We start from the raw sequence: 21918 nt of genomic DNA, 5'->3' as shown, positions 1-21918 counted from the left end.
AGCCCCGATCATGTCCGACGACGCGCCCAGCATCAACAAGACCTGGGACCCGAACCCGGTCTACGAACTCGGTAACGCCCTCATCGACTTCGGTGACTTTCTGGACGAGCAGGCTGCCAGGATGACCAGCGCCGAGTTCGACCTGAACAACGGGGCGTGGCAGGGCGACGCCGAGATGTACATGACCCAGGCCTTCTCCGACCAGCGCGAAGCGGTGATGAACATCATCGAAGAGTTCTGGGACACCGGCGAGATGATCAATTACTACGCCATGCTCCGCACCGAGCAGGAGGAAACGCTCGCGAAGCAGGCACTGGCGGAACTGATCGCCGGTCTCGTCGGTGTCTTTCTGGGCGCGCTCATTTTCGCGGCGCCGGAACTCCTCGGACTGCTGGGCGCCATGGTCGGCCTGCTGGGCAGGGTCTCCGAAATGGTCGCGACAGCCGTCAGCGCGATGAGCAACATGGTCTCCAACGTCGGCAAGTTCGTCGGATCCGCCGTCAGCGCCGTCACGGAGACCCTGCCCGACTGGGCGGTGACGATGGCCAGCGTCACCGGGAAGGTCGCCCGGTTCGGCATCGAGTTCATGGCCATCAACGCGGCCGCGGTGGCGTCGGGCAACGCCGCCGCCGGTCTGCCGACGACCGCCCAGCAGCTCATTCCCGTCCCCACCTCCCTGGAGCAGATCCCCGGTTTCATCTCGAACCTGGTGCTGTGGGGCGGGGTCGGCATGGCCGTGGCCTCTGTCACCAAGGGCCTGGCCAAGGTGGCCAAGGAGAAACTGGACGGGCTCAAGGTCGATGTCAACGTCGGCGATGTGAACGTCGGCACCGCGAACGTGGGCTCCTCGGTGGGCGACACCGCGACGGGCACCGGCACGGGCGGTGGTACGGGACTGACCCTGCCGTCGTCGGTCACCTCCGTCTCCTCCATCAGCGGGACGATCGCCGATTCCTCCAAGGGCCTCACCAAGTCCGACCTGACGCTGTCCTCGGACGTCTCGGTCAACTCTGCCGTGACCCGGACGCTCACGGGTACCACCGTGCGCACGTCGACGGACACGGCGCCGGCACCGACGCCGACCAAGGTGACGACGACCGGCGCGGGCGACGGTCCGGGCGCCGGCGACGGCGCGGCCGTACCGAACAAGGTGACCCCGGTGGACGCCGGCACCTCGCCCGGAAGCTCCTCGGCGGTCAGGTCCGTCACCGACGGCGCCACCCAGTCCGTACAGACCGCGCCGAAGGCCTCGACGGCCGGCGGGAGCACGAGCGGGATCACGAGCGGCGTGGCGGACGGCTCCACGAGCCAGAGCGTCCTGCACGACGTCGGCTCCGGCCTCAGCGGCGTGGCCAGGACGGCGCAGGCCGCGCAGCGGACCGTGGACGCCTCGACGGTCGGACACTCGACCGGCGGTCAGGAGTCGGTGGGCGCCTCCGGCGCCGAGCGTGTGGTGCGGACGAACCTGGAGGCCCAGCCGGCCACCGGCGTCCCGCACGAGGCCGCTCCGCAGACGTCCAGCCCGACGACGGGTGCCGTCGGCGGCAGGGTGCAGGACACAGGCGGCAACGCGGCGCCCGGCGTGGCGAAGGCGGTCGACACCGGGGTGCGGCAGGCGCAGAACGCGCTGCGATCTGCCGACGACAACCACGCCGCGACGCCGAACACGGGCGCACGCACCGCGGGGGCCGAGGAGACGGTGTCTCCGGTGCGGTCGGTTCCGTCGGCGAAGCCGGAGGTCGTTCATCCGTCGGGTCCGGTGCGGGAGGCGTCGGTCGGGCAGATCGAGGGCGGCAGCCGTACGGGCACGTCGAACGCGGCCACGCGTAACAGCGCGCTGGACGTGTCGGCACGCAATGGTGCGTCGGACGCGTCCGTGCGCACCGCGGGGGCCGAGGAGACGGTGTCTCCGGTGCGGTCGGTTCCGTCGGCGAAGCCCCAGGTCGTCCATCCGTCGGGTCCGGTGCGCGAGGCGTCGGTCGGGCAGATCGTGGGCGGCGGTCGTACGGGCACGTCGGAGACGGCGGGCGGCGCCGCGGCGAGGGAGCCCGGCGCCCAGGCCAACCTCGCGGACACGGCCGTACGTTCGGGGGCGGACCAGGGGCAGCGCGCCTCCGGCGGCACCGACGGGACACGCACGGTCCCGAACGCGGGACGTGAGCCGCTGAAGTCGGCCGCCGGACTGGGCGGTCGGCAAGTGCGGCCTGCCGGCACGGCGGCGGCCCTGTCCGAGGGCGCGCGGCCGGCGAGCGGCACCAGGGCGGATGCCAGGTCCGCGTCGGGTGACGGCGGCGACGCGGCCGCGCTCGCGCGGCCGGCGAAGGACAAGACCACACCCGTGGAGGCGACCGAGGGGATCGCGCAGGCAGGCGGAACGCCGCACGGGGCATCGGCGAGGGCCGGGTCCGAGGCGGACGGGGCCGGGCAGACCCGCACGGGTGCGCCGGGCGAGACGTCACGCGCGCAGCGTGGTGCGGACGAGGCACGGTCGGCCGCCAGGTCCGAAGAAGCCGAATCCGGGCGGACGGCGTCGGACCGGACGTCCACCGGTACGAACATCACCCAGGCGGAACGGCAGCGGGTCGCGGACGCCAAGGAGGCCGCCAAGCGCCAGCAGGTCGGGGACCGGGAGAAGGCCGCGGTCCGCAAGGAGGTCGACGAGAAGATCGCCGACGCACAGCGCGCCGAGGCGAACGCCAGGGCCGAGGCGAGCAGGGTCAAGACCGGCGAGGCGAGCCGCGCCGGGGCGGCCTCCAGGTCCGCCGACGACACGTCCAGGTCCGCCGCGGCGAAGTCGACCGACGCGACCGACCTCGCGGCCAAGTCCGAGGAGACGAAGTCCTCGTCGGCCGAGAGCGGCAAGGCCGACAGCAACGCCGGCAAGGCCGACAGCAAATCCGGCAAGACCGACGGCAAGGCCAGCGCCAAGACCGGCGAGGCTGACGGCAGTGTCGGCGGCAAGCCCGACGAAAAGCTGTCCGGAGCGGACGAGGCCGCCAAGGACCTCGTCGCGAAGCAGACCGCGCTGTATGAGGCCGTGCGCCAGGAAACGCACGCGGAAGGCGCCGTGCGGGTCGCGGAGATCCGGGCCAAGGTGACGCGGGACCGGGCCGACCGCCTGTTCGGCGAGGGACCGGCGCGTACCTCCGAGGACGCCGCCGGAACCCCGTGGAAGAGCACGCTCGCGGACGACACGGACGGAGTCGCCCTGGAGACGGCCCGTCTGACCCCCGAGACCGTGTCGTACCACATGGCGTCGTACGCGGAGCGGAAGCTGCCGATGGACGGGCCGAGCCGCTGGGGCGAGGTCTCGGAGTGGGGCGAGTGGGCCGCACAGGAGTACCGCGACAACGGCTCCGCCGGCGTGCAGCGCGTGATGGACGCACTGCAGTCGCGTATCACCACCCTGCGGGAGCAGGCGTCGGGGCGGTCCTCCGCGGCGAAGGCCGAGGGCCGGCCCGAGGCAGTGGAACCGGCGCGGGCCGTGGAGCAGGCCGAGCAGACCCGGCTGGAGGCCGAGGCGGCGCAGGCCCGGGCGGAGCGGTTGAAGTCGGAGCTCGGCCCGCAGGTAGAGGCGGCGCAGAGCCGTCATGACACCGACACCGCCGCGGTCGGGCAGGGGGAGACCCGGCTGTCCACGGCCAAGAAGAACGACGCGGCGACGCAGCGGACGCTGCGGTCGGTGGGCACGAAGCTGACGAAACTGGAGGCCGCGCAGAAGCGTGGCAAGGACGTCGACCCCGCCGCGCTCGAAGAGGCGCGCGCGAACCTGACCGCGGCGCAGACCGCCCGGGGCGACGCGCTGGCCGAACTCGCGTCGGCACGCGCGGATCTGGAGGTGCTGGAACTGCGCGCGCAGGACAGCGCCGCCCAGCTCGGGACGCTGAAGACGGCCCTCGCCGAGGCCATGGACACCGCGCGGACCGCCACGGCGAAGGCCGACGCCGCGCGCAGCGTGGCGGACCGGGTGACCGGCAAGCAGGCCGAGACCGAACGGGCCCAGGTCCGGGCGGACATGGAGACCGCGCAGACGCGCCTGGCCGACGCCGAGTCCGCCGTACTGGCAAGGAAGACGGAAGTACGGGAGGCCCGCGCGGACCTGGCGGCGGTACGGCAGGACGCGGACGCCGAGCCGGGGGCTGTGGAAGCCGCCGAGGCGCGGGTGGCGGCGGCCGAACGCGCTCTGTACGACGACGCGGCGAAGGAGGCGGCGGCCCGGGCGGATCTGTCGGCGGCGCGCCTGGCGGAGGCCCGGGCGAACAAGGACGCGGTGCTCCAGGAGATCCGGGGCACCGGCGGCGCGGAAGCGCGCGAGAAGGCGCTCCAGCAGGTGTTCGACGCGGAGGACGCGCTGGTGCAACAGCAGCTGCGGTCCGAGTCGGCGCAGGTGCTCGCGGCGGCGCGCAACGCCGATGGGCGGCAGACGCGTACGCCGGGGCAGGGCCAGGAAGCACCCCGGAGCTCCGCCCGGAGCGAGACCGGCGAGCGACCCGATGCGGCGGCTCCGGCAGGCCGGTCGGTGGCGGAACTGGCGGCGGACCGGCAGCGTCGGGCCGATGCCGTGGCGCCGGCCGCCGCGCGCGTGGGGGCCGCCGAGGCCCGGGACGCCGTGGAGGCCGCGCAGACGCGCGTGTCGACGTCCGAGTCCGCGCTGTCGGCGGCCGAGCGGGCCGAGCAGGCGGCGCGTGCGGACCTGAAGGCGACGCAGGGCAAGGCCGACGCCTCGGCGCTGGAGGCGGCTCAGACGCGGGTCGCCAAGGAGCAGGCGGGCGTGGAGTCCGCACGGCAGCAGCTGGCAGGAGAGCGGGCGGAGCTGTCGGCCGCGCAGCGGCGGCACTCGGACGCCGAGGCGCTGGAAGCCGCGCAGACGCGGGTTTCCGAGGCACGGGACGCTCTGGACGCCAGGCGGGGGGAGCGGGACGCGGCACAGACCGAGCTGACGGCCGTGCAGCAGCGCGGGGGCGCCGAGCCTGCGGTGGTCGAGGCCGCGCAGGCACGGGTCGCGGCGACCGAGTCCGTAGTGCGTACGGCGGAACAGAAGCTGGAGGCGGAGCAGCGACAGGCCGATGCCGCGGCTCTGGAAACGGCACGGTCAAGGGCCGCCGAGGCCGGGGACGCCGTGACGGCGGCGCAGGCGCGGGTGTCGGAGACCGAGTCCGCGGTGTCGGTGGCGGTCGCGGAGGTGAAGGCGGCGGAGGCGGACGCGAAGGCGGCGCGGGAGGGCAAGGCCGATGCCGCGGCGCTGGAGGCGGCGCAGGCACGGATCGGCGCGGACGTGCGGGCGGCACAGACACGCGTGGCGGAGTCCGAGTCCGCGCTGTCGGCGGCGGAGCGGGAGTTGGCACAGGCCCCCGAGGCGGGGAGCGCCCGGGCACAGGCCGCTGTGGCGGCCCTGCGCGAGTCGCTGGAGGGGGCTCGGCAGAACCTGTCGAAGGCACAGGAGCGTCAGGTCGGCGACGTGGCCCGGGAGATGGCGGAACAGCGGCTCGCCGAGAAGTGGGACGCCCTGGAGAGCGCACAGCAGCCGTGGCGCGCGGCGCGCGCGGATCTGGACGCGGCGCTGGGGCGTCAGGCCGACGCCCGGGCGGTGGAGGCAGGGCAGACGTGGGTCGGCAAGGCGCAGGACGCGCTGGACGTCGCGCGGCAGCGTGCGGACGCGGAGACCGGGGGGCGGGCGCCGGAGGCCGAGTCCGGTGTCCTGGCGGCGGAGCGGGAGGTGCGGGAAGCCCGGGCCGATCTGGCCGCGGTGCAGCTGCGTCAGACGATCACCGCGGAGCTCAGGGCGGTGGAGACGAAGGCCGCCAAGTTCCAGCACACGCTGGAGTCCGCGCGGGTGCAGGAGCGGGCGGCGCGGACCGACCTGGCCGAGTTGGTACAGCGTCACGCGGATGCCGAGAAGCTGGAGGCTCTGCAGGACGCGAGCACACGGCCCGACACCCTCAGGAACGCTCCGAAGGCGGCGCAGAAGGCGCAGCCGGCGAAGGCCGAGGGCCCCGTGGAGGCCGCGCAGACGCGCGTGTCGACGTCCGAGTCCGCGCTGTCGGCGGCCGAGCGGAAGGAGCAGGCGGCGCAGGCCGATCTGGCAGCGGCCCAGCGGAGTGCGGACACCGATCCGGCCGCGGTCGACGCGGCGCAGGCACAGCTCGCCTCGGCGCGGGACGCCGTACAGACCGAACGGACGGAACTGGCGAACGCGCAGACCCGTCTCACGGCGGTACAGCAGCGCCAGGCCGAACGTGCGGCCGCGGAGGTGCGACTCGCCGAGACCCGGGACGTCCTGGGCGACGCACGGCTGAACAGGGACGCGGACCAGGCCGACCTGATGGCCGCGCAGGAGCGGGAAGCGGAAGCCGCGGCCCTGGACTCCGCGCGAACCCAGGCCGCCGAGGCCCGGGACGCCCTGGAGACCACGCAGAAGTGGGCGTCGGAGACCGAGTCCGCGGCGCTCTCGACGGAGCGGGAGCTGGCGGGGAACCAGGCGGACCTGGAGTCCGCGCAGCAGCGGGCGTCGGAGACCGAGTCCGCGGCGGCCTCCGCGGAGCGGGACTTGGCGGGGGCGCGGGCGGACCTGGAGCGGGAGACGGCACGGCGGAGCGAGAGCGCCGAGCCGACGACGCCGGAGGCCGCGGAAGCCGCGCAGGCTCGGCTCGCGGAGAAGCGTGTGGCGGTGGAGACTGCCCAGATCCGGGCCTCCGAGCAGCGGGAGGCGGCGGAGGCGGCGCAGAGCCGGGTCTCCGAGATCCGTGACTCCCTGGAGTCCACGCAAACGCGGACCGCCGAGCTGCGGGGGACCGCGGAGTCCGCGCGGGCCGCTCTGGAGTCGGCACAGCGACGCCAGGCCGACACCGCGGAACTCGAGGCGGCACAGACCCGCGTCTTCGAGTCCTACGAGTCGCGACGGGCCTCCCGGCAGGAAGTGGTGGGAGCGAGGGCGGACCTCGTGGCGACATGGCGGAGCGAGAGCGCCGAGTCGGTCGCGGGGCGTGGCCAGAAGACCGAGTCGGCGGCCATGCAGGCCGCGCGGTCGCGGCTGGCCGAGTCCGAGTCCGTGGAGTCGGCGTCGGCGCGGGAGCTGACGGCGGCGCGAGCCGATCTGGCGGCCGTGCGGCAGCGCCAGGCCGACGCCGCCGAGCTGGCGGCCGCCCTGACCCGGGCCGCCGAGACCCGGGACGGTGTGGGCACGGCGCGCGGAAAACTGGACGGGGCACAGGCGGAACCGTCGGCCCGGCGCAGCGACGCCGCCGACCCGGCGGTGCAGGCCGCACAGGCCCGCCTGGCGGCCACGGAGCGTGCGCAGCGCGAGGCCGTCGAGCACGAGGCGGCGGTACGCGCGGAGTGGGAGGCGGCGCATCTCAGCCAGGCGGATCCCGAAGCGCTCGGGACCGCCCAGACGCGGGTAGCGAAGGCCCAGGAGGCGCTGGCCGCCAGGGGCCGGGAGGTGCGGGAGGCGCTGGCGGAACTCACCTCGATGCTCCGGGACAGGACCGGCTCCGCGGCGGACGGGGAGCGCCGCGCGGACGCGCTCGACCGGGCCTACCAGGCCCAGGACGCCCAGGTGGCCGCACGGCACGAGGCACGGGCCGCGCGGTGGGAACTGCCGGTGGAGCGGGCCGATCTGGCGACGGCACAGCGGCGCGAGTCCGACACCGCGGAACTCCAGGCGGCTCAGACCCGGACCGCCGAGTCCTACCAGAAAGGGCGCGCGGCACGGGAGGACCTGGCGGCCCAGCTCGCCGATCTGGAGACGGCGCGCCGGAGCGAGGGCGGCGACCGGACCGCTCCGGAGGCCGCCGAGGCACGGCCGGCGGACGGACGTGCCCTGTACGAGGCCGAGGCCAAGGACGCGGCCGCGCGGGCGGACCTGGAGTCGATCACGCACCGCGCGGCGGACGCCGCGGACCGGAAGGCCGCGCAGACGCGGCTCACCGAGACCGAGAGCGTGCTGAGGACGGAACAGCGGAAGCTGGCGCAGGCCCAGGCCGAATTCCGGTCGGTCCTGCAACGCCCCGGGGCGGATGTGTCGCTCCGCGAGGCCGCGCTCGACCAGGTCCACAAGGCCGAGGACGCCGTACACGTCGCGCAGTTGGAGCGGCGGTTCGCGCAGGGCGACCTGACCGCGCGGTCGCTGCCCCGGGACAACCCCGCGGCGCGGGAGGCGCAGGTCACGCGAATCCTCGCGGACGGCGCCGGCAAGCGCGCGGACCGGCCACGTACCCAGGTGCAGGACGACGCGCTGGTCCAGCACCTGATGAACGACCGGTCCGAGGCGACGGGCGGGCGGTCCGGCGCGGCGGACCCGGTGCATCTGACGGAACAGGCGGTTCAGGCGCGGCTGGAGGCCGCGACCGCACGGCAGGAGGCGGAGGCGGCCGCCGTACACCGGGACCAGGTGGTCGCGGAGGCACGGCCGAAGCTGGACGAACTGCTGGATCAGACGGTGCAGGCGGCCGAGACACGGGTCAACGAGGCCCGGACGGCCGTGCGCGAGGCGCCGGAGAACACCGCGGCGGCCCGGCAGAAACTGCAGTCCGCGCTGCGGACCCAGAACAAGAACCGGCCGGAACAGACGGCGCCGACGCAGGGAGAGGCGCGGGCCTCCGAGACGCTCGCCGCCGACCGGGCCGCACTGCAGAGGCTGGACGAGGCCTGGGCGGGTCTGTCGACGGCGCAGGAGCGCGCGGGCGTCGACCCGGCGGCCGTCGACGCGGCACGTACCCAGGTGCTGGAGGCCGAGCAGTCCGTACGGAGCAGGCTCCACGAGGAGCAGCTGTCTCAGGCGGAACTGCGGGCGGCGGAGCAACGTGCGGACGCCGACCCGGCCGCCATCCAGTCGGCGCGGGAGTGGCTGTCTGAGGCCCGGGACGCGGTGGCCTCCGAGCAGGCGCGGCTGGAGGGGGCGCGGGCGGACCTCCGGGCGGCGCAGAAGGCCGACGACCCGGGGATCCAGGCCGCACAGGCCAAGGTGGCGGAGGCCAGGGCGGCGACGCAGGACACGGGGCGCGCTCTGGCCGACGTGGCGCGGGCGGACGTGCAGACGGTGACGCGCCGTCAGCAGGCCGTGGAGCGCAAGCAGTCCGACGACGCCGCGGTGGCCGAGGCGCGGGCTCAGTTCGTCGAGGCCCGGCGGGCCGAGACCCTCGGGGAGCCCGCGCGGCAGACACGGCTGGAGACGGCGAAGACGGAGCTGAAGGCGGCCCAGGAGCGCGGGGATGTCCATGCCGCCGAGATCAGCGAGCTGCGGACCCGGCTGGCCGAGGCGGAGCAGGGTGCCGGGGACACCGCGGGCCGAGCCCAGGTGGCCCAGATCCGGGCCGACCACCTCACCGAGCGCGCGGATGTGGCCGGCGGCAGGCGGCCGGAACCGATGCGGGACGGCGTGGCGAAGCAGGAGCCCTGGCAGAAGGTGCTGACAGGCAGCAAGGGTGAGCTGCCGCAGTCCCATATGCCGACGGAGCGCATCGGCACCCTGATGGCCGACTACGCGCTGCGCACCCTGCCCACCAAGGACGGACTTCTCGGGCAGGCCAGGGCGTGGGGCGACTGGGCCGTGCGCGAGTACCAGGAGAGCGGCCCGGGCGGGGTGCAGCGGGTGCTGGACACTCTGCGGACGCACATCTCCGACATGCGGCAGGCACAGGGGGAGGCGAACTTCCGGAAGGGGGCGGAGAGCCAGCAGGAAGCTGTGTTCCAGCAGGCGTCCAGGGTCGGAATGTCCGAGGAGGCCGCGCGGGCGTGGGCGAGCGAACTTCGCCAGGCGTGGGAGTCGGGCAGCGAGAAGACGATGACGGAGGCGCTGGCCGACTACCAGGCCGCGTTGGCGGGCTTCCTGCAGGGCAAGGGCGTACGAGCCGCCGCCGTCGAGGACCCGCTGACGGGAAAGGTGACGCCGATCGGCGACGGGCGCGCGTCCGGCACGCGCGACGACGCGGACGGTGCCCGGACCGAGAAGTCCGGGACGTCGCAGCCGGGCGAAAGCGCCGACGCGACCTCCGCCGACCGGCAGGGGGAGGGTACGGACGCCGCGAAGTCCGACGCGAATCCATCGGCGCAGGCCGCGGTGCTGGAGCGGCCCGAGGTGCAGTTGCCGCAGTCGCCGTACGCGGCGGCCCTCGCCGATTTCCTGAAGACGCTGGACGAGAAGGCACCCGCAGCCGAGACCGCCCGCACGGAGCACGACGCCGCGAGCGCCGCACCGCCGACACGCACGGATCCGGCCGTAGGCCGGGGCAGTGCCGGCGAGTCGGGGCGCGCCAGCGCCGAGACGGACGGTCCGCGGACGGGTGAGACCGGGCGTTCCGACACCGTGGGCACCCGGCAGGGTGAGGCCGGGCGCGCCGCGGGTGCGGAAACCAGGACGACGTCTGTGGAGACCAGGACGGCGGCGTCGGCGGAGGCCGAGTCCGCAGCGTCGGCGGAGGCCAGGACCTCGGCGTCCGCCGAGGCCAAGACCTCCGCGCCCGCGGAAACCAGGTCTTCCGCGTCGGCAGAGACCAAGACCCCCTCGCCGGCCGCCGCGAAGGCCGAACAGGCGCGCGTGGCGGAGGCGGTGGCCCGTTACAAGGCGGACCTCCAGGAGACGGCGCGCAAGGCGGAGTCGGATGTGCAGGCCGCCGAGCAGGCGAGGGCGGATGCTGAGCGGAATCGTCAGGAGGCGGAGACCGATCGGGCGGCGGCCCAGTGGCGCCTGGAGACCGAAGTCGGGATGAACAGGGCGGCAGACGCGGCGGCCAAGGCCGCGGAGCCGACCACAGCCCGGCCGGCGGCCACGCAGCCCAAGGCGGCGGCCGAGAACACCCCCGCCGCCGCAGGGGAGCAGTCCGCCCGCACGGCGGAGACGCAGACGCGGACACAGACGCAGATCCACGAAACCGCGACGCCGTCCGAGACCGCGACGCCGTCTGAGACCGCGACGCCGTCTGAGACCGCGACGCCGTCCGAGACCGTGCACAACGAGCCGGCGCTCAGCTCCGCCAAGCCCTCCGAGCCCTCCGGACCCACGGACCGGGCGGGCGACACGTGGCAGACCCGGGACGAGATCTACCAGTTGGTCTCGGACTGGAACCGGCAACGCGTCGAGGAGTCGGCCTCGGCCGCGCAGGCCTCCGCCGACGCGCTGCGCGAGGCGCAGGCCGGGGCGAAGGGCGGCACGGCCTCGCGGGCTGTGGAGCGTCAGGCCGCCGCCGACGAGGCCGCCGAACAGGCCGCCCGCGCCGAGGCCGCCCGCTGGGACGAGCAGTGGCAGCACGCGGCCCAGGAGCAGGCGTTCGGGCGTCCGGCGCCGGAGACCTCCCGGGCCGCCACCACCGCCGAGGGCACCGCCGTACCGTCGGCCGACGCCTCGGGCGGCGGAACCGGCGCCCGGACCGCGAAGGTCGCCCTGAACGGCGGCTTCACCGGGGCGCGGTTCGTGGGCCGGCACGAGCTGCCCACCCGCGACCATCCCTCCCCGCTGCTGCCGACGAGCGACCGCGCGGTCGTTGTGGGCGGTCAGTACCGGGCCAGCGACAACCGCATGTACCTGGCCGGACGGTGGCGGACGGCGGCGGAGGTCGCGCAGTACGTCGAGCGCCGGACGGCCTGGGAACCGGGCACCCGGCTGCCCGTCGTCATCCTGGCGGGCCAGGCCGGGCGCGTACAGGCCGGTCTCCCGTCCTTCGGCGCTCAGGTCGCCGACGAGCTGAACGCCCTGGTGCTCGCGCCGGTGGGACTGCCGGTCCAGACCGGCCCCACGGAGATTGTCGCCGGAACCCCAGTCCCGCACGACGCGGGCAGTGTGGACCTGCGCGTGGACACCGGCGAGGGCTTCGCCCTGAACGTGCCGGGACAGCGCCGCGCCGTCCCGGTCGGCCACGATCTGGGTACGGCCCTGGGCCTCGTGGGCGCCACCCTGGAACCCGGCACGGCACCCCCGTCCGAGCCGGTGATCTGGACCTTCGGCCCCGAGGCCCCGTCCGGCATCGCCCGCCACACCGCACCGCCCACCACGATCCAGCCCCCGGCCGCCCCGCAGCGGCTGTCGCAGTCGCCGTCGCAGTCCCAGTCGGACGCCGGCGCGGGCCCCGTGGACACGGACAGGGCGGTGTCCGGTTCCTACTTCTCCGAGCTCAAGGCCTCCGTGAACAGGGAGCTGGAGCGGCTGAAGTGGAACAAGGGCCCCGCGACCGCCGGGGACGTGGCGAAGGCGTACGCAGCGCTGCCGTCGTACTGGAAGAAGGACCTGAAGTCGACCGCGGACGTGACCGCTCGCGTGGTCATCGCCATGAGGAAGAACGCCAAGGAAACCGACCTCATACGCCTGAGGCTCGGCACTGCACCCGGCGGAGCCCCTCGCGTGGGTGCCGCCGGTCCCGCGAACCGGGGACAGGGCCAGGCCCAGGAGCCGGGGCAGGACCAGGGCCGGCTCCCGGAGATCGTCGTCACCCCGTCCCCCGACGCCCCGTCCGCCCCGGTCCAGCGGCCCAGGTTCCCTGGGGCGCGGATCGAGGAGGAACTGGAGCTGCACCGGCCGGCCCGGCTGGACCGGGCGCTGCTGCCGCCGCCCGTCCATCAGGGCCCCAACCGGTTCGAGGACGGCAGCAGGATGCCGGACTACCTCAACCTGCTGACGCTCCTGGCCGAGGACGACCCGGATGTGCTCACCGACCCGGACCGGCTGGCCGTGCTCGACGACGCCGCCGTCTTCGGGCAGAGCGCGGTGGTGCTGCGCGGCACCGACCAGGTGATGGCGGAGATCGAGCGGCTGCTGGGACAGGACCCGGCGACCCGGCCGCAGGACCCGCGACCACGCGGAAGGCGTCCGCGCCGCAACGGGATCGCGGCCCTGCTCGACCGGGTGGGGCGGGCCCTGGAGGGCGAGCCCCGGACCTTCGCCGCCGACGGGCGTGACTTCGTGTACCGCACCGTCGAGGGACGGATCCGCACGCTGCAGATCAGGGTGCGCAACTACGGCGAGTGGGAGCGGTTCGGCGACGGTGAGGGCAAGCTCACCAAGGTCGACAACATGCGGCGCAGCCAGGCCACCACCGGGGCCAGCAAGACGGTCGCCACCACCCGTCAGATCGCTCCGGGTGTGCCGCTCGGTCCGCCGAGCGCCATGTTCGTCGGGTTCGGCCGGATCGCCGCACGGTTCGGATACACCACCGCTTTCGACTACCTGATGAGCGATCAGGTGCTGAGCCAGGCCGAGAACCGCTCGACCGGCCCCTCCCATCTGCATCTCGACGACGTGTACTACGAGTTGACCGTCAGGGACGGGGCGCTGCGGCCCGCTCGCCGGGGCGTCCTCGGCACCCCCTGGCGGCGCAGGCCCGCGGAAGCGGCCCGTCCGGACCACGCCGTCGGCTTCGCCGTGCGCGACGGTCTGTCGCTGCGGCTGCCGGACAGTCTCACGGACGGGTCGGAGCCGGGCCGGACCCCGAGGACGATGAACCTCAGCGCGGAGTCGGACTACCGGCTGGTGTTCACCGAGGACTTCGGACCGATCCGGGAGATCCGGGACTGGGCGGTGGACCGGATCGGCACCCGGGAGGGCACCTCCGCCTACGACGAACTCGACGCGCTCTTCTCCTCCGACAGCTTCCGGGAGATGGCCGCGCGGCTGTCCCGCTCCCGGGTGGCCAGTGCGCCGCTGTTCGACGACGACAACAAGCACACTCCGCTGGGCGCGTTCGTGATCGAGCGGGTGATCCCGGGGCGGGCCCTCCTCGTCTCGGAGGAGGACGTCCAGGAACTGCGGGACAGCGGTCAGCTGACCGTGCGCAACGAGCGCCGGGTGACCAAGGCGTTCCAGCAGGACGTCACCGTCGTGGCGGGTCCGACCTTCAACCTGCCGAGTCTCTTCGGCCTGGTCGACAGCCTCCGCATGCGGATCCAGTTCGGCCCCGTCGCCCGCTACGGGCACATGTCGGGACGTTCGCAGGTGACGGGCGGTGCCGGCGGGGTCAAGGCGGTGGGCCGGGCGAAGGGCTCGACCACTGACCTGTATCTGGTCGAGAAGACCGTCTACGTGCGCAAGACCGGGGACCCGGCGGCGACGCCGTTCGTCACCTGGAGCCTGGACCGGATGACGCAGACCGAGGCGCGCCGGCTGGCCGGCTGGGACGACGGCACCACCCTGCGCCGGCAGAGCGGCGCGGTGCCGTTCGCCCCGGCGTATCTCACCCAGGACCACCCGCCCACCCTCGGCATGAGCCGGGTGGAGAGCTTCACCTTCGCCGACGGCCGGTACACCGAGCGGCCCACGGGGATCACCCCGGCGGTGGAGGGCCCCGAGGGCATCGAGCTCGGCGAGGCGGCCGGCGGACCCGGGCGCACCGTGCTGGACATCCTGATCGACCAGGTCCTGGAGGCGGTCCACCGGAAGTTCCCCGATCTGGTCGCCCCGTTCGTCGATCTCGGTGACCCGTCCGAGTGGCGGAACCACGCGCACTACCAGATGGTGCTGTCCAACACCCTGACCGTCATCAACGCACTGTCGCACCACAGCACGGCCGGGAACCTGCAGGCGCTGTCCAGCACCGGCATCCGGGTCGAACTGGTGGAGCCGGGCCGGTTCACCCGTGGCTACCGGTACATCTGGCTCGACGCCGAACTGACCGACCGCCGATACGAGGGCACCCAGAACGACCTCAAGATGCGCTACAGCACCCCCGGATCCACCTCCCTCAGCGGCCAGCAGAACATGTCGGTGAGCTCCGGAGCCGGGTTCGAACTGCAGGTGTCGGTGCGTGACAGCCACGTCGACAACATCGGCTCCGCAAAGCACGGCGGCACGGGCCAGGTGGGCTACCAGGCGGACGGCCGGACCCAGCACGGGATCGGCTACGGCCCGGGCGCGGCGTTCGAGCCGATGGCGGTCAGCACCAGGCCCTCCCATCTGTTCAGCTACGGCATCACGTTCTCGGCGAGTACCGGCGGCTACTGGCGTCTGCGCAGCCTGTTCCGGGGCATCGCCTCGCTCGGCATCCTGGGCACCCGGCTCTTCGTCTTCACGCAGAGCAAGACCGAGGTCGTCGGCGACACCGCGCCCGACCCCGCCGTGGCGGCCCGGGTGCTGATCAGCGTGCCCTCGGAGCACATGCCGAGCCGGGACCCGCACGCGCCGGGCGCCGACAACCCGTACGCGCTCCCGGACGACGTCCGGATCACCCAGGAGCCCATGGACTCCGACGAGGCCAAGGCGCTGACGGAGGGCGCGCTCTCGGCGATCGACGACCACCGGCCGGGGCCGCTCTCCGAACACCCCTACCAGACCGTGTCCGTCGTGGCGCTGGGCGGCGAGCCCGGCATCGTGGACCGGGTTCTGAAGCAGGCGTCCCGGGGGGCGTGGCACCTCACCACGCTGGGCTCGCCCGCGCATGACGCGGCGGTGCGCCCGCAGCGGCCGCAGTACCTGACGGCGGACTTCGACCAGAGTTCCGGCCCGCTGGGCTCGCGCACCACCGGGCTGTTCGGCAAGGGGCCCTACCTGGACGACATGGGGACCGTGGTCCACCGGGTGCGGGTGAGCGTGCTGCGGGCGCTGGCCCGGCCGGCCCCGCTGGAGACCGAGCTGACGGTCACCGGCAGCACCCAGGCGTCGGGGTCGCGGGGCAAGTCGTTCACCCAGTCCTTCGGTGGCACCTTCGTCTACAACCACTCCCACCCGGTCGGTCCGGAAATCACCGGCGGCTATGGAGTGACGGTGCGTCCCTGGTGGACCTCCCGGGGGGAGTCGGTCCAGATCGCCCGGACCATCGTCTCGGACATCAACCGGGTCGACGCGGGGTACCAGGTGCTGGTCGCCGGTGACGCGGAACACGAGGTCGCGGCGGAAATACGGGTGTTCGGGCTGCTGTCGCCGCTGCGCCGGCTGCTGCCGGGCGGGGTGCGCGGCTGGGGCGGGGAGCGCCTGCGGGTCCGCGGTGGCTGGCTCGGGCATCTTCCCGAGCGCAGTGCCCATCTGCTGCGCGTCCTCACGGACGCGGCGGACGCCCAGGGCGCGGTGCCGACGTACGCGATCCATGTGTGGATGCAGCCGGAGTGGTTCAGGAACAGCCCGTTCGCCACCTATCCGGTGAACTCCCTGAACACCAGCCGGGTACTGGACGAATTCGACCAGAAGGTCCGTGACCTGGGGATGGACGACGAGAGCCGGGAGGCCATCCGGCAGCTCGTCTCGTCCCGGGTGGTCCGCGCGCTGCGTCGCGAGATGGTGGGCATCGGTACCTCGGCGCCGGCCAGGATCGGCGTCGTCGGCTGGAAGCGGTACCGGATCGGCACCCGGACCGTGCGGGTGCGGGCCGTGCTGGTGCCGGGCGCCCAGGAGTTCGAGGGCCTGTGGCCGGCCATGGAGCTGGAGGACCACCGCTGGGCGGTCGAGACCGTCACCGAGGGCTTCAGCGTGGCGAAGGGCCGCGACATCGGTGGGCAGGTCACCGAGGGTGTGCACACCAGCGACCCGGTGCTGACGGCGGCCGGTCCGACGTACCTCGAGACGGGCGCCAACCGGCAGACGACATCCGCCACCCGGTCGGCCACCCATACGAAGCTGTGGTCGGTGTACACCAGTGAGCCGCACGCCGAGTTCACCACCGGGTACCGGCTCCAGCTCGACCTGGAGATCGAGGGCGACACGGGGGAGGACACCCTCAGGAGCAAGCGGAAGGCGAAGAAGGCCCAGGGGGTCTTCACCGAGGGCGACATCGGCACACTGCGGGAACTGGTGCCGGCCAGCCTGATGCTGCCGGACACCGGAGCGGACGACGATCCGGACGCCGACGACGACCCGCTGCGCCCGCCGGACCTGGCCCTCGGTCAGTCGCGCGTGAACGTGCTGACGGGAGCCCGGATCCCCACCACACCCGCACAGATCGAGGCCTGGCGCGCCACCCCGCACCCCGACGGCACGCGAAGGCCGTTCACCATGCCGGCCGACGGATTCCAGGTCCGCACGGTGATCGAGGCGCACCGGGTGCAGACGGCCAACACCATCGCGCTGGCGAAGGCGTACGACAACGCGCTCGCCGACGCCGCGGGCGCCCTGACCGACGACGCGCTGGACCTGGCTCTGGGCAAGGCGACGTCCAGCGGTCTGACGGCACCGGGCACCGGCTCCGCGCAGGCACTGGAGGACGGCACCGGCACCAGTGCGCTGTCCGCGTTCTACCACCAGAGCGCGAGCGCGGAGGGCTATCCGGTGGCGGGGCTGACCGAGGACCTGTTCGCGGACCGGTCCGACGGGTCGCTGACCATCTACTCGCGGCCCGCCTTCGCCCATGCGGAGCTGCTGACGGTCGCCGACGGCATCCGCATGGAGGCGCCCGACCGGTACGCCGAGAACAGGAACGTGACCCCCTCCCAGGGTGGCACCCAGGACTCGGCGGTCGGCTTCTTCCCGGCGATCAGGTCCGACGCCGTCGGTGTGGCCGGCCCCGGGGCGAGCGGCACGGGCTTCGACACCAGTGAGACCGACGGCGAGGTCACCGCCGACGACCTGGTGAGGCAGGACCTGGTCAAGCCGAAGACGGGCCGCGCGATGGCGTTCGCGATCCCGGTCGTCTGGCTGAGCGTCGCCGAAGTGGCCCGGCACTTCAAGGACAGCTCGATCGGCGTGTGGACCCGTGACCACATGAGCGGCACCTTCGGCGCGGTCAAGCCCGGCCGGCAGGCGGTCGAGTCCGCCACCTACGTCGTCGCCTGGGTCCGCGAGGACATCGCCCGTGACCTCGGACTGATCACCGACGCCAACTTCCCCTCGCAGGTCGCCGAGGCCTGGGACCGGGTACGGGACGCCGGCAAGGCGTGGGCCGACGCCGACCAGAAGTACTGGAGCCTGCGCCGCGGTCTCGCCGACCTCCAGGAAGCGCTCGACGCGGCCGCCCCGGCGGCGGCCGTCGCCCGCCGCGCCGCCGACGAGGCGCGGGCCGCCGCGCAGCGGGAGTACGCCGCCGCACAGGCCGACCTGGACGCCGCGATCACGGCCGCCGACGCCCACCGCGACCGCCCGGTCGATCCGCCGCCCGCCGCCTACCTGGACGCGCTTCGGCAGGCCCGGACCGCCCTGGCCACCGCCCAGGCGGAGGTGGCGGCCGCCCGCGACGCGCTGGCAGCCGAGCGGGAGGCTCAGAGCTCGTCGCAGGCCGAGCACGAGGGCTGGGCGGAGGTCGAGCGCGAGCAGCTCGACGCCCTCGACCGACAGCTCACCAGCGCCCGCGAGGACCAGCACGGGGCGGAGGAGTGGCTCGCCGAACTCCACCAGACCGAACAGCGGGCCCGGCAGAGCGAACGGGAGGTCCGCCAGAACGCATGGGACCGGACCGTGGGGGCGGCCAGGGACACGGCCGACGAGCGGCGGGCCGCTGCGGATCAGTCGGTGCTCGTCGCCGACGAGAACGTACGCATCGCGGTCGCCGCCCGGGACGCGGCGCAGGCCGCCCTCGACGCCCGCGTCCGGGAGGTGCCCTCCCAGCAGACCGCCGCCGAGGCCGCGGCCGGCGTCCTGCACCGGACCCGGGCCGAGACCGACCGGCTGACCCGCTGGCACCGGCTGGAAGACGACGATCCGCAGTCCGCGGTCCGCACCCGGGCCGGAGTGCCCGAGCCGGTACTGACACCCGCCGCCCCCACGGCCGTACGACCCCAGGCGGCGCCGCGTCCCCGCTACGCCGACGCCATCGCGGCCGACGGCTCGGCCGCGCTGATCGCGCCCGGAACCGGCACGATCCACCGGCTCGTGGATGTGCCCAACGACGGCAGGTCCTTCTTCCACGCGCTCTCCGCCGGCCTGGACCTGCCCGGTGACGCGGACACCCTTCGCCGCGAGTTCGCCGGCCAGGTGGCCGCCCTGCCGGACGACTCACCACTGCTCGCCTATGTCACCCCGGACACGAAGGACACCTTCACCGCCGCCGAGCTGAACACCGCCGGGATCGACCTCGGCGACGACACCCCGCAGCGGCGGGAGTTCGACGCCCTGGGTGTGCTCCCGCACTCGGCCGGACCGCGGCCCACCCGCGACCAGCGCCATCGGCCGCTGACCGCCGCCCAGCGCCGCGCCGTCGCCGTGGCACAGCTGCGCCGCCCGGCCGACGCGGACGGCGAGACCGGCTGGGACCACAGCGCCGCCGACCTGCTCGCGCCGCTCGCCGCGCAGCGGTTCGGCGTCGTGGTCCGGGTCGTCGGAGCGGACGGCACCTTCCAGGACTACGGCCCCGACCCCGACGCCCCGGCCGCCCCGGCCGCAGAACGGGTGGAGCTCCACCTCGCGGACCGGCACTTCCGTGCCGTGGACCGGAGGCCGACGCAGGGCACGGCCGGGAAGCCGGCCGCACCTCCGGCACCCCCGGCCCCCGTCCCCACGGGCGCCCTGCCCGCGCACACCGCCCGCCCCTGGACCTGGGAGGGCCTGGCCGGCACGGTCCACGCGGCCGGTCCCCGGTTCGACGCGGGAACCCACCCGGCACGGCTGACCGACCCCGACGGCCATGTCCTGGACCTGCTGGAGCCCTCCGGCGACGGCAACCGCTTCTACACGGCCGTGGCGACCGCGCTGGCGGCCGCCCGGGAGGAGGCCCCCGGCACGGTCACCGTGACCACCCCGGGACCGGGCCTGCCGCTGCCCGCCGCCGCCCGGCTCGCCCCCCGGGCGACGTTCCGTCTGCCCGAGCTGACGGCCGCCGGGGTGGCGCTCACCCCGGCGCAGGACCGTGAGTTCCGGCAGCGCGGCGGTCGGCTCCCCGCCTCCCTGACGCTCACCCGCGCACAGGAAGAGGCCCTGATCCGGACCCAGTTGAGCGAGGCGCGGCGCTGGGACCGGGCGAGCGCGCTGCTGGCCGCCGAGCTGACCGCGCGCGCCAACGGGATCCATCTGACGCTCGTCCACGAGGACGGCACCGTCGACACCTTCGGCACCGCGACCACCCGTGGCGCGAACACGGTGACGGTGTACGAACGCGGCGACGAGTACCTCGCCGCCGTACCGGTCGCCCCCTTCAACCCCGCCCCGCCCCTCAACCACCGGGCGGGCGGCCTCCGGCCGCCCCAGCCGGGCCGGCCGCTCGCCCAGCCCCCGGCCGCGGGACCTGCGGGCCTCCAGCCGGGCCGCCCTCCGGTCGCCGCGCAGGGGGCTGCCGCAGGAGCCCCTGCTGCCGGGGCGCAGCGGCCTGGTGGTGCCGCGCCCGGTGACGCCGCTGCTGGTGCCGGAGTGCCGCGCCCGGCTGCCGCGCAGCGGTCCGATGCCCCCGGCGCCGGAGCGCAGCGTCCCGTTCCCTCCCGGCCCGCGGCCGTGCCGGCTGACCCCGAGCAGCAGGCGCAGGACGTGCAGGAGGCGATGGAAGAGCGTTCGGAGGCTTCCGCGGACTGGCGCCAGGCGGATGCCCTGCTCAGGGCGGCGGAAGCGGCCTGGCGTTCCGGTACCGGTTCGGCCAGTGCCCCCGACCCACGGGTGGCGGCCCGCCAACGCGAGGGCGCCGCCGCGGCCCGGTTCCAGGCGGCCGAAGATCGCCTGCGTGAACTCGGCGTCGACGTCGGGCAGATCCTCGCGGACAACGCGTCGAAGCCGCGGCCCATCCATGGCCCGCGCGGCGGTGCCCCGCTGCTCCCTTCCCGCGACGAGGAGGCAGAGGAAGCGGAGACCGCGTGGTATTCCGACGAGGAAGGCACCTTGGCGGCCTCCCTCCTGAACGCCGCCGGTAGGGCGGCCCACCGGGCGCGGGGGATGGACGAAGCCCCGGCGGACCCGATGTCGGACGAGAGGGCCACCGGCTGGTGGGACGAGACGTCGATCTTCGACGACGATGACGCGGCAGCCTCCTCGGTGTACTCGGAGCAGCCGGAGCCGGCACAGGAGCCGGACGACGACTCGGAGGCGTCGTCGGTCTACTCGGAACACCCGGAGGAGGAAGGACAGGAGGAGTCCGCCCAGGAGGAGGACCCCTTCGCGGCGCGCCGCCCGCGGCCCGAGTTGGTCCACGACTACGAGGTGACCGGCGCCCGGGCCGCGACGGATCCGCTGTTCAGCTATGTCGGGGAGCCGGGCTCGGTTCGCTACGAGGAGGGTTCCGCAGGCCTTCCGGGCATCGAGACCGTCGGCCTGGAGCTCAAGTCGGTACCCGCGGTGGACAGGCCGCCGTTGTGGGTCTCGGCGGACCGCACGATCGCCTTCGGCACGGAGCCCCGGCCCCAGGTGTTCTTCGCGACCCAGCGGGTGGTGGACCGGGCGAACGCGGAGCTGACGGCCGGCGGCGCCAAGGTCAGGCTGAAGGCCGACCCGGAGCTGTCTGTGGTGCTCGACCGGGCGGACGGCGGAACCGTCGTGCTGCACCAGGTGACGGCCGCGTTCCTCACCGGCAACGGACGGGCGAAGGAGGACGGGGCGCATCTGCTGGCCCAGCTGATCGCGGGAGGAGAAAGCCGGGCGTCGCACGCGGTGTTCCGGGATCCGGACAGCGGCAGGGCCTTTACGGCGGAGATCAGCGCGAACAACGTCGGGTACCAGGGTTCGGCGCAGCTGGCACAGGCGCTGGCCGAAGTGGCCCACTATCCGCTGAACCTGGACCAGGTCGGACCGCAGTGGGCGGTGGACCAGATGGCCGAAGGGTCCCGGCTGGACCAGGCCCGGGGCGAGACGTTGCCCACTCCGGGCCAGGACTACGGGTCGGCCCAGGTGCTGGACGAACGGAAGCGCTGGCTGCCCGACACGCTGTCGCAGGCGGCGGCCCAGGCCGGACTGAACGAGCACGCCTGGGCCGAGCGGATCCTTGAGGCGTACGTCGTCCAGACGATCCAGTCCGAGACCGCTCCGGGCCAGCGGAGCGAGCCCGGCAGGCAGACCAACTTCGCCAAGCCGGACGAGGCGGAGACCGCGGACCGGATGGGCAACGTGGTCGCCACGGTGCTGCTGGTCAGCGAGGACGGCCGCAACCAGGTGGCGCTGACGAA

At 74.2% G+C, this 21918-nt stretch carries 1 protein-coding gene (cut by a window edge); it reads left to right on the top strand.

What is annotated here, in order from left to right; genetic code table 11:
- Positions 1-10 precede the first annotated feature (10 nt).
- Positions 11-21918 carry the 5' portion of a lonely Cys domain-containing protein gene (locus tag AB0D59_RS14535; RefSeq protein ID WP_362564754.1) on the top strand. The gene runs 17377 nt beyond the window's last position, so 21908 of the gene's 39285 nt are visible here — the first part of the coding sequence; its start codon is at positions 11-13; its stop codon lies beyond the right edge, outside the window.

The sequence above is a fragment of the Streptomyces sp. NPDC048417 genome, assembly GCF_040651615.1.
GTDB lineage: Bacteria > Actinomycetota > Actinomycetes > Streptomycetales > Streptomycetaceae > Streptomyces.
This window is presented reverse-complemented; position numbering and strand designations above follow the sequence as displayed.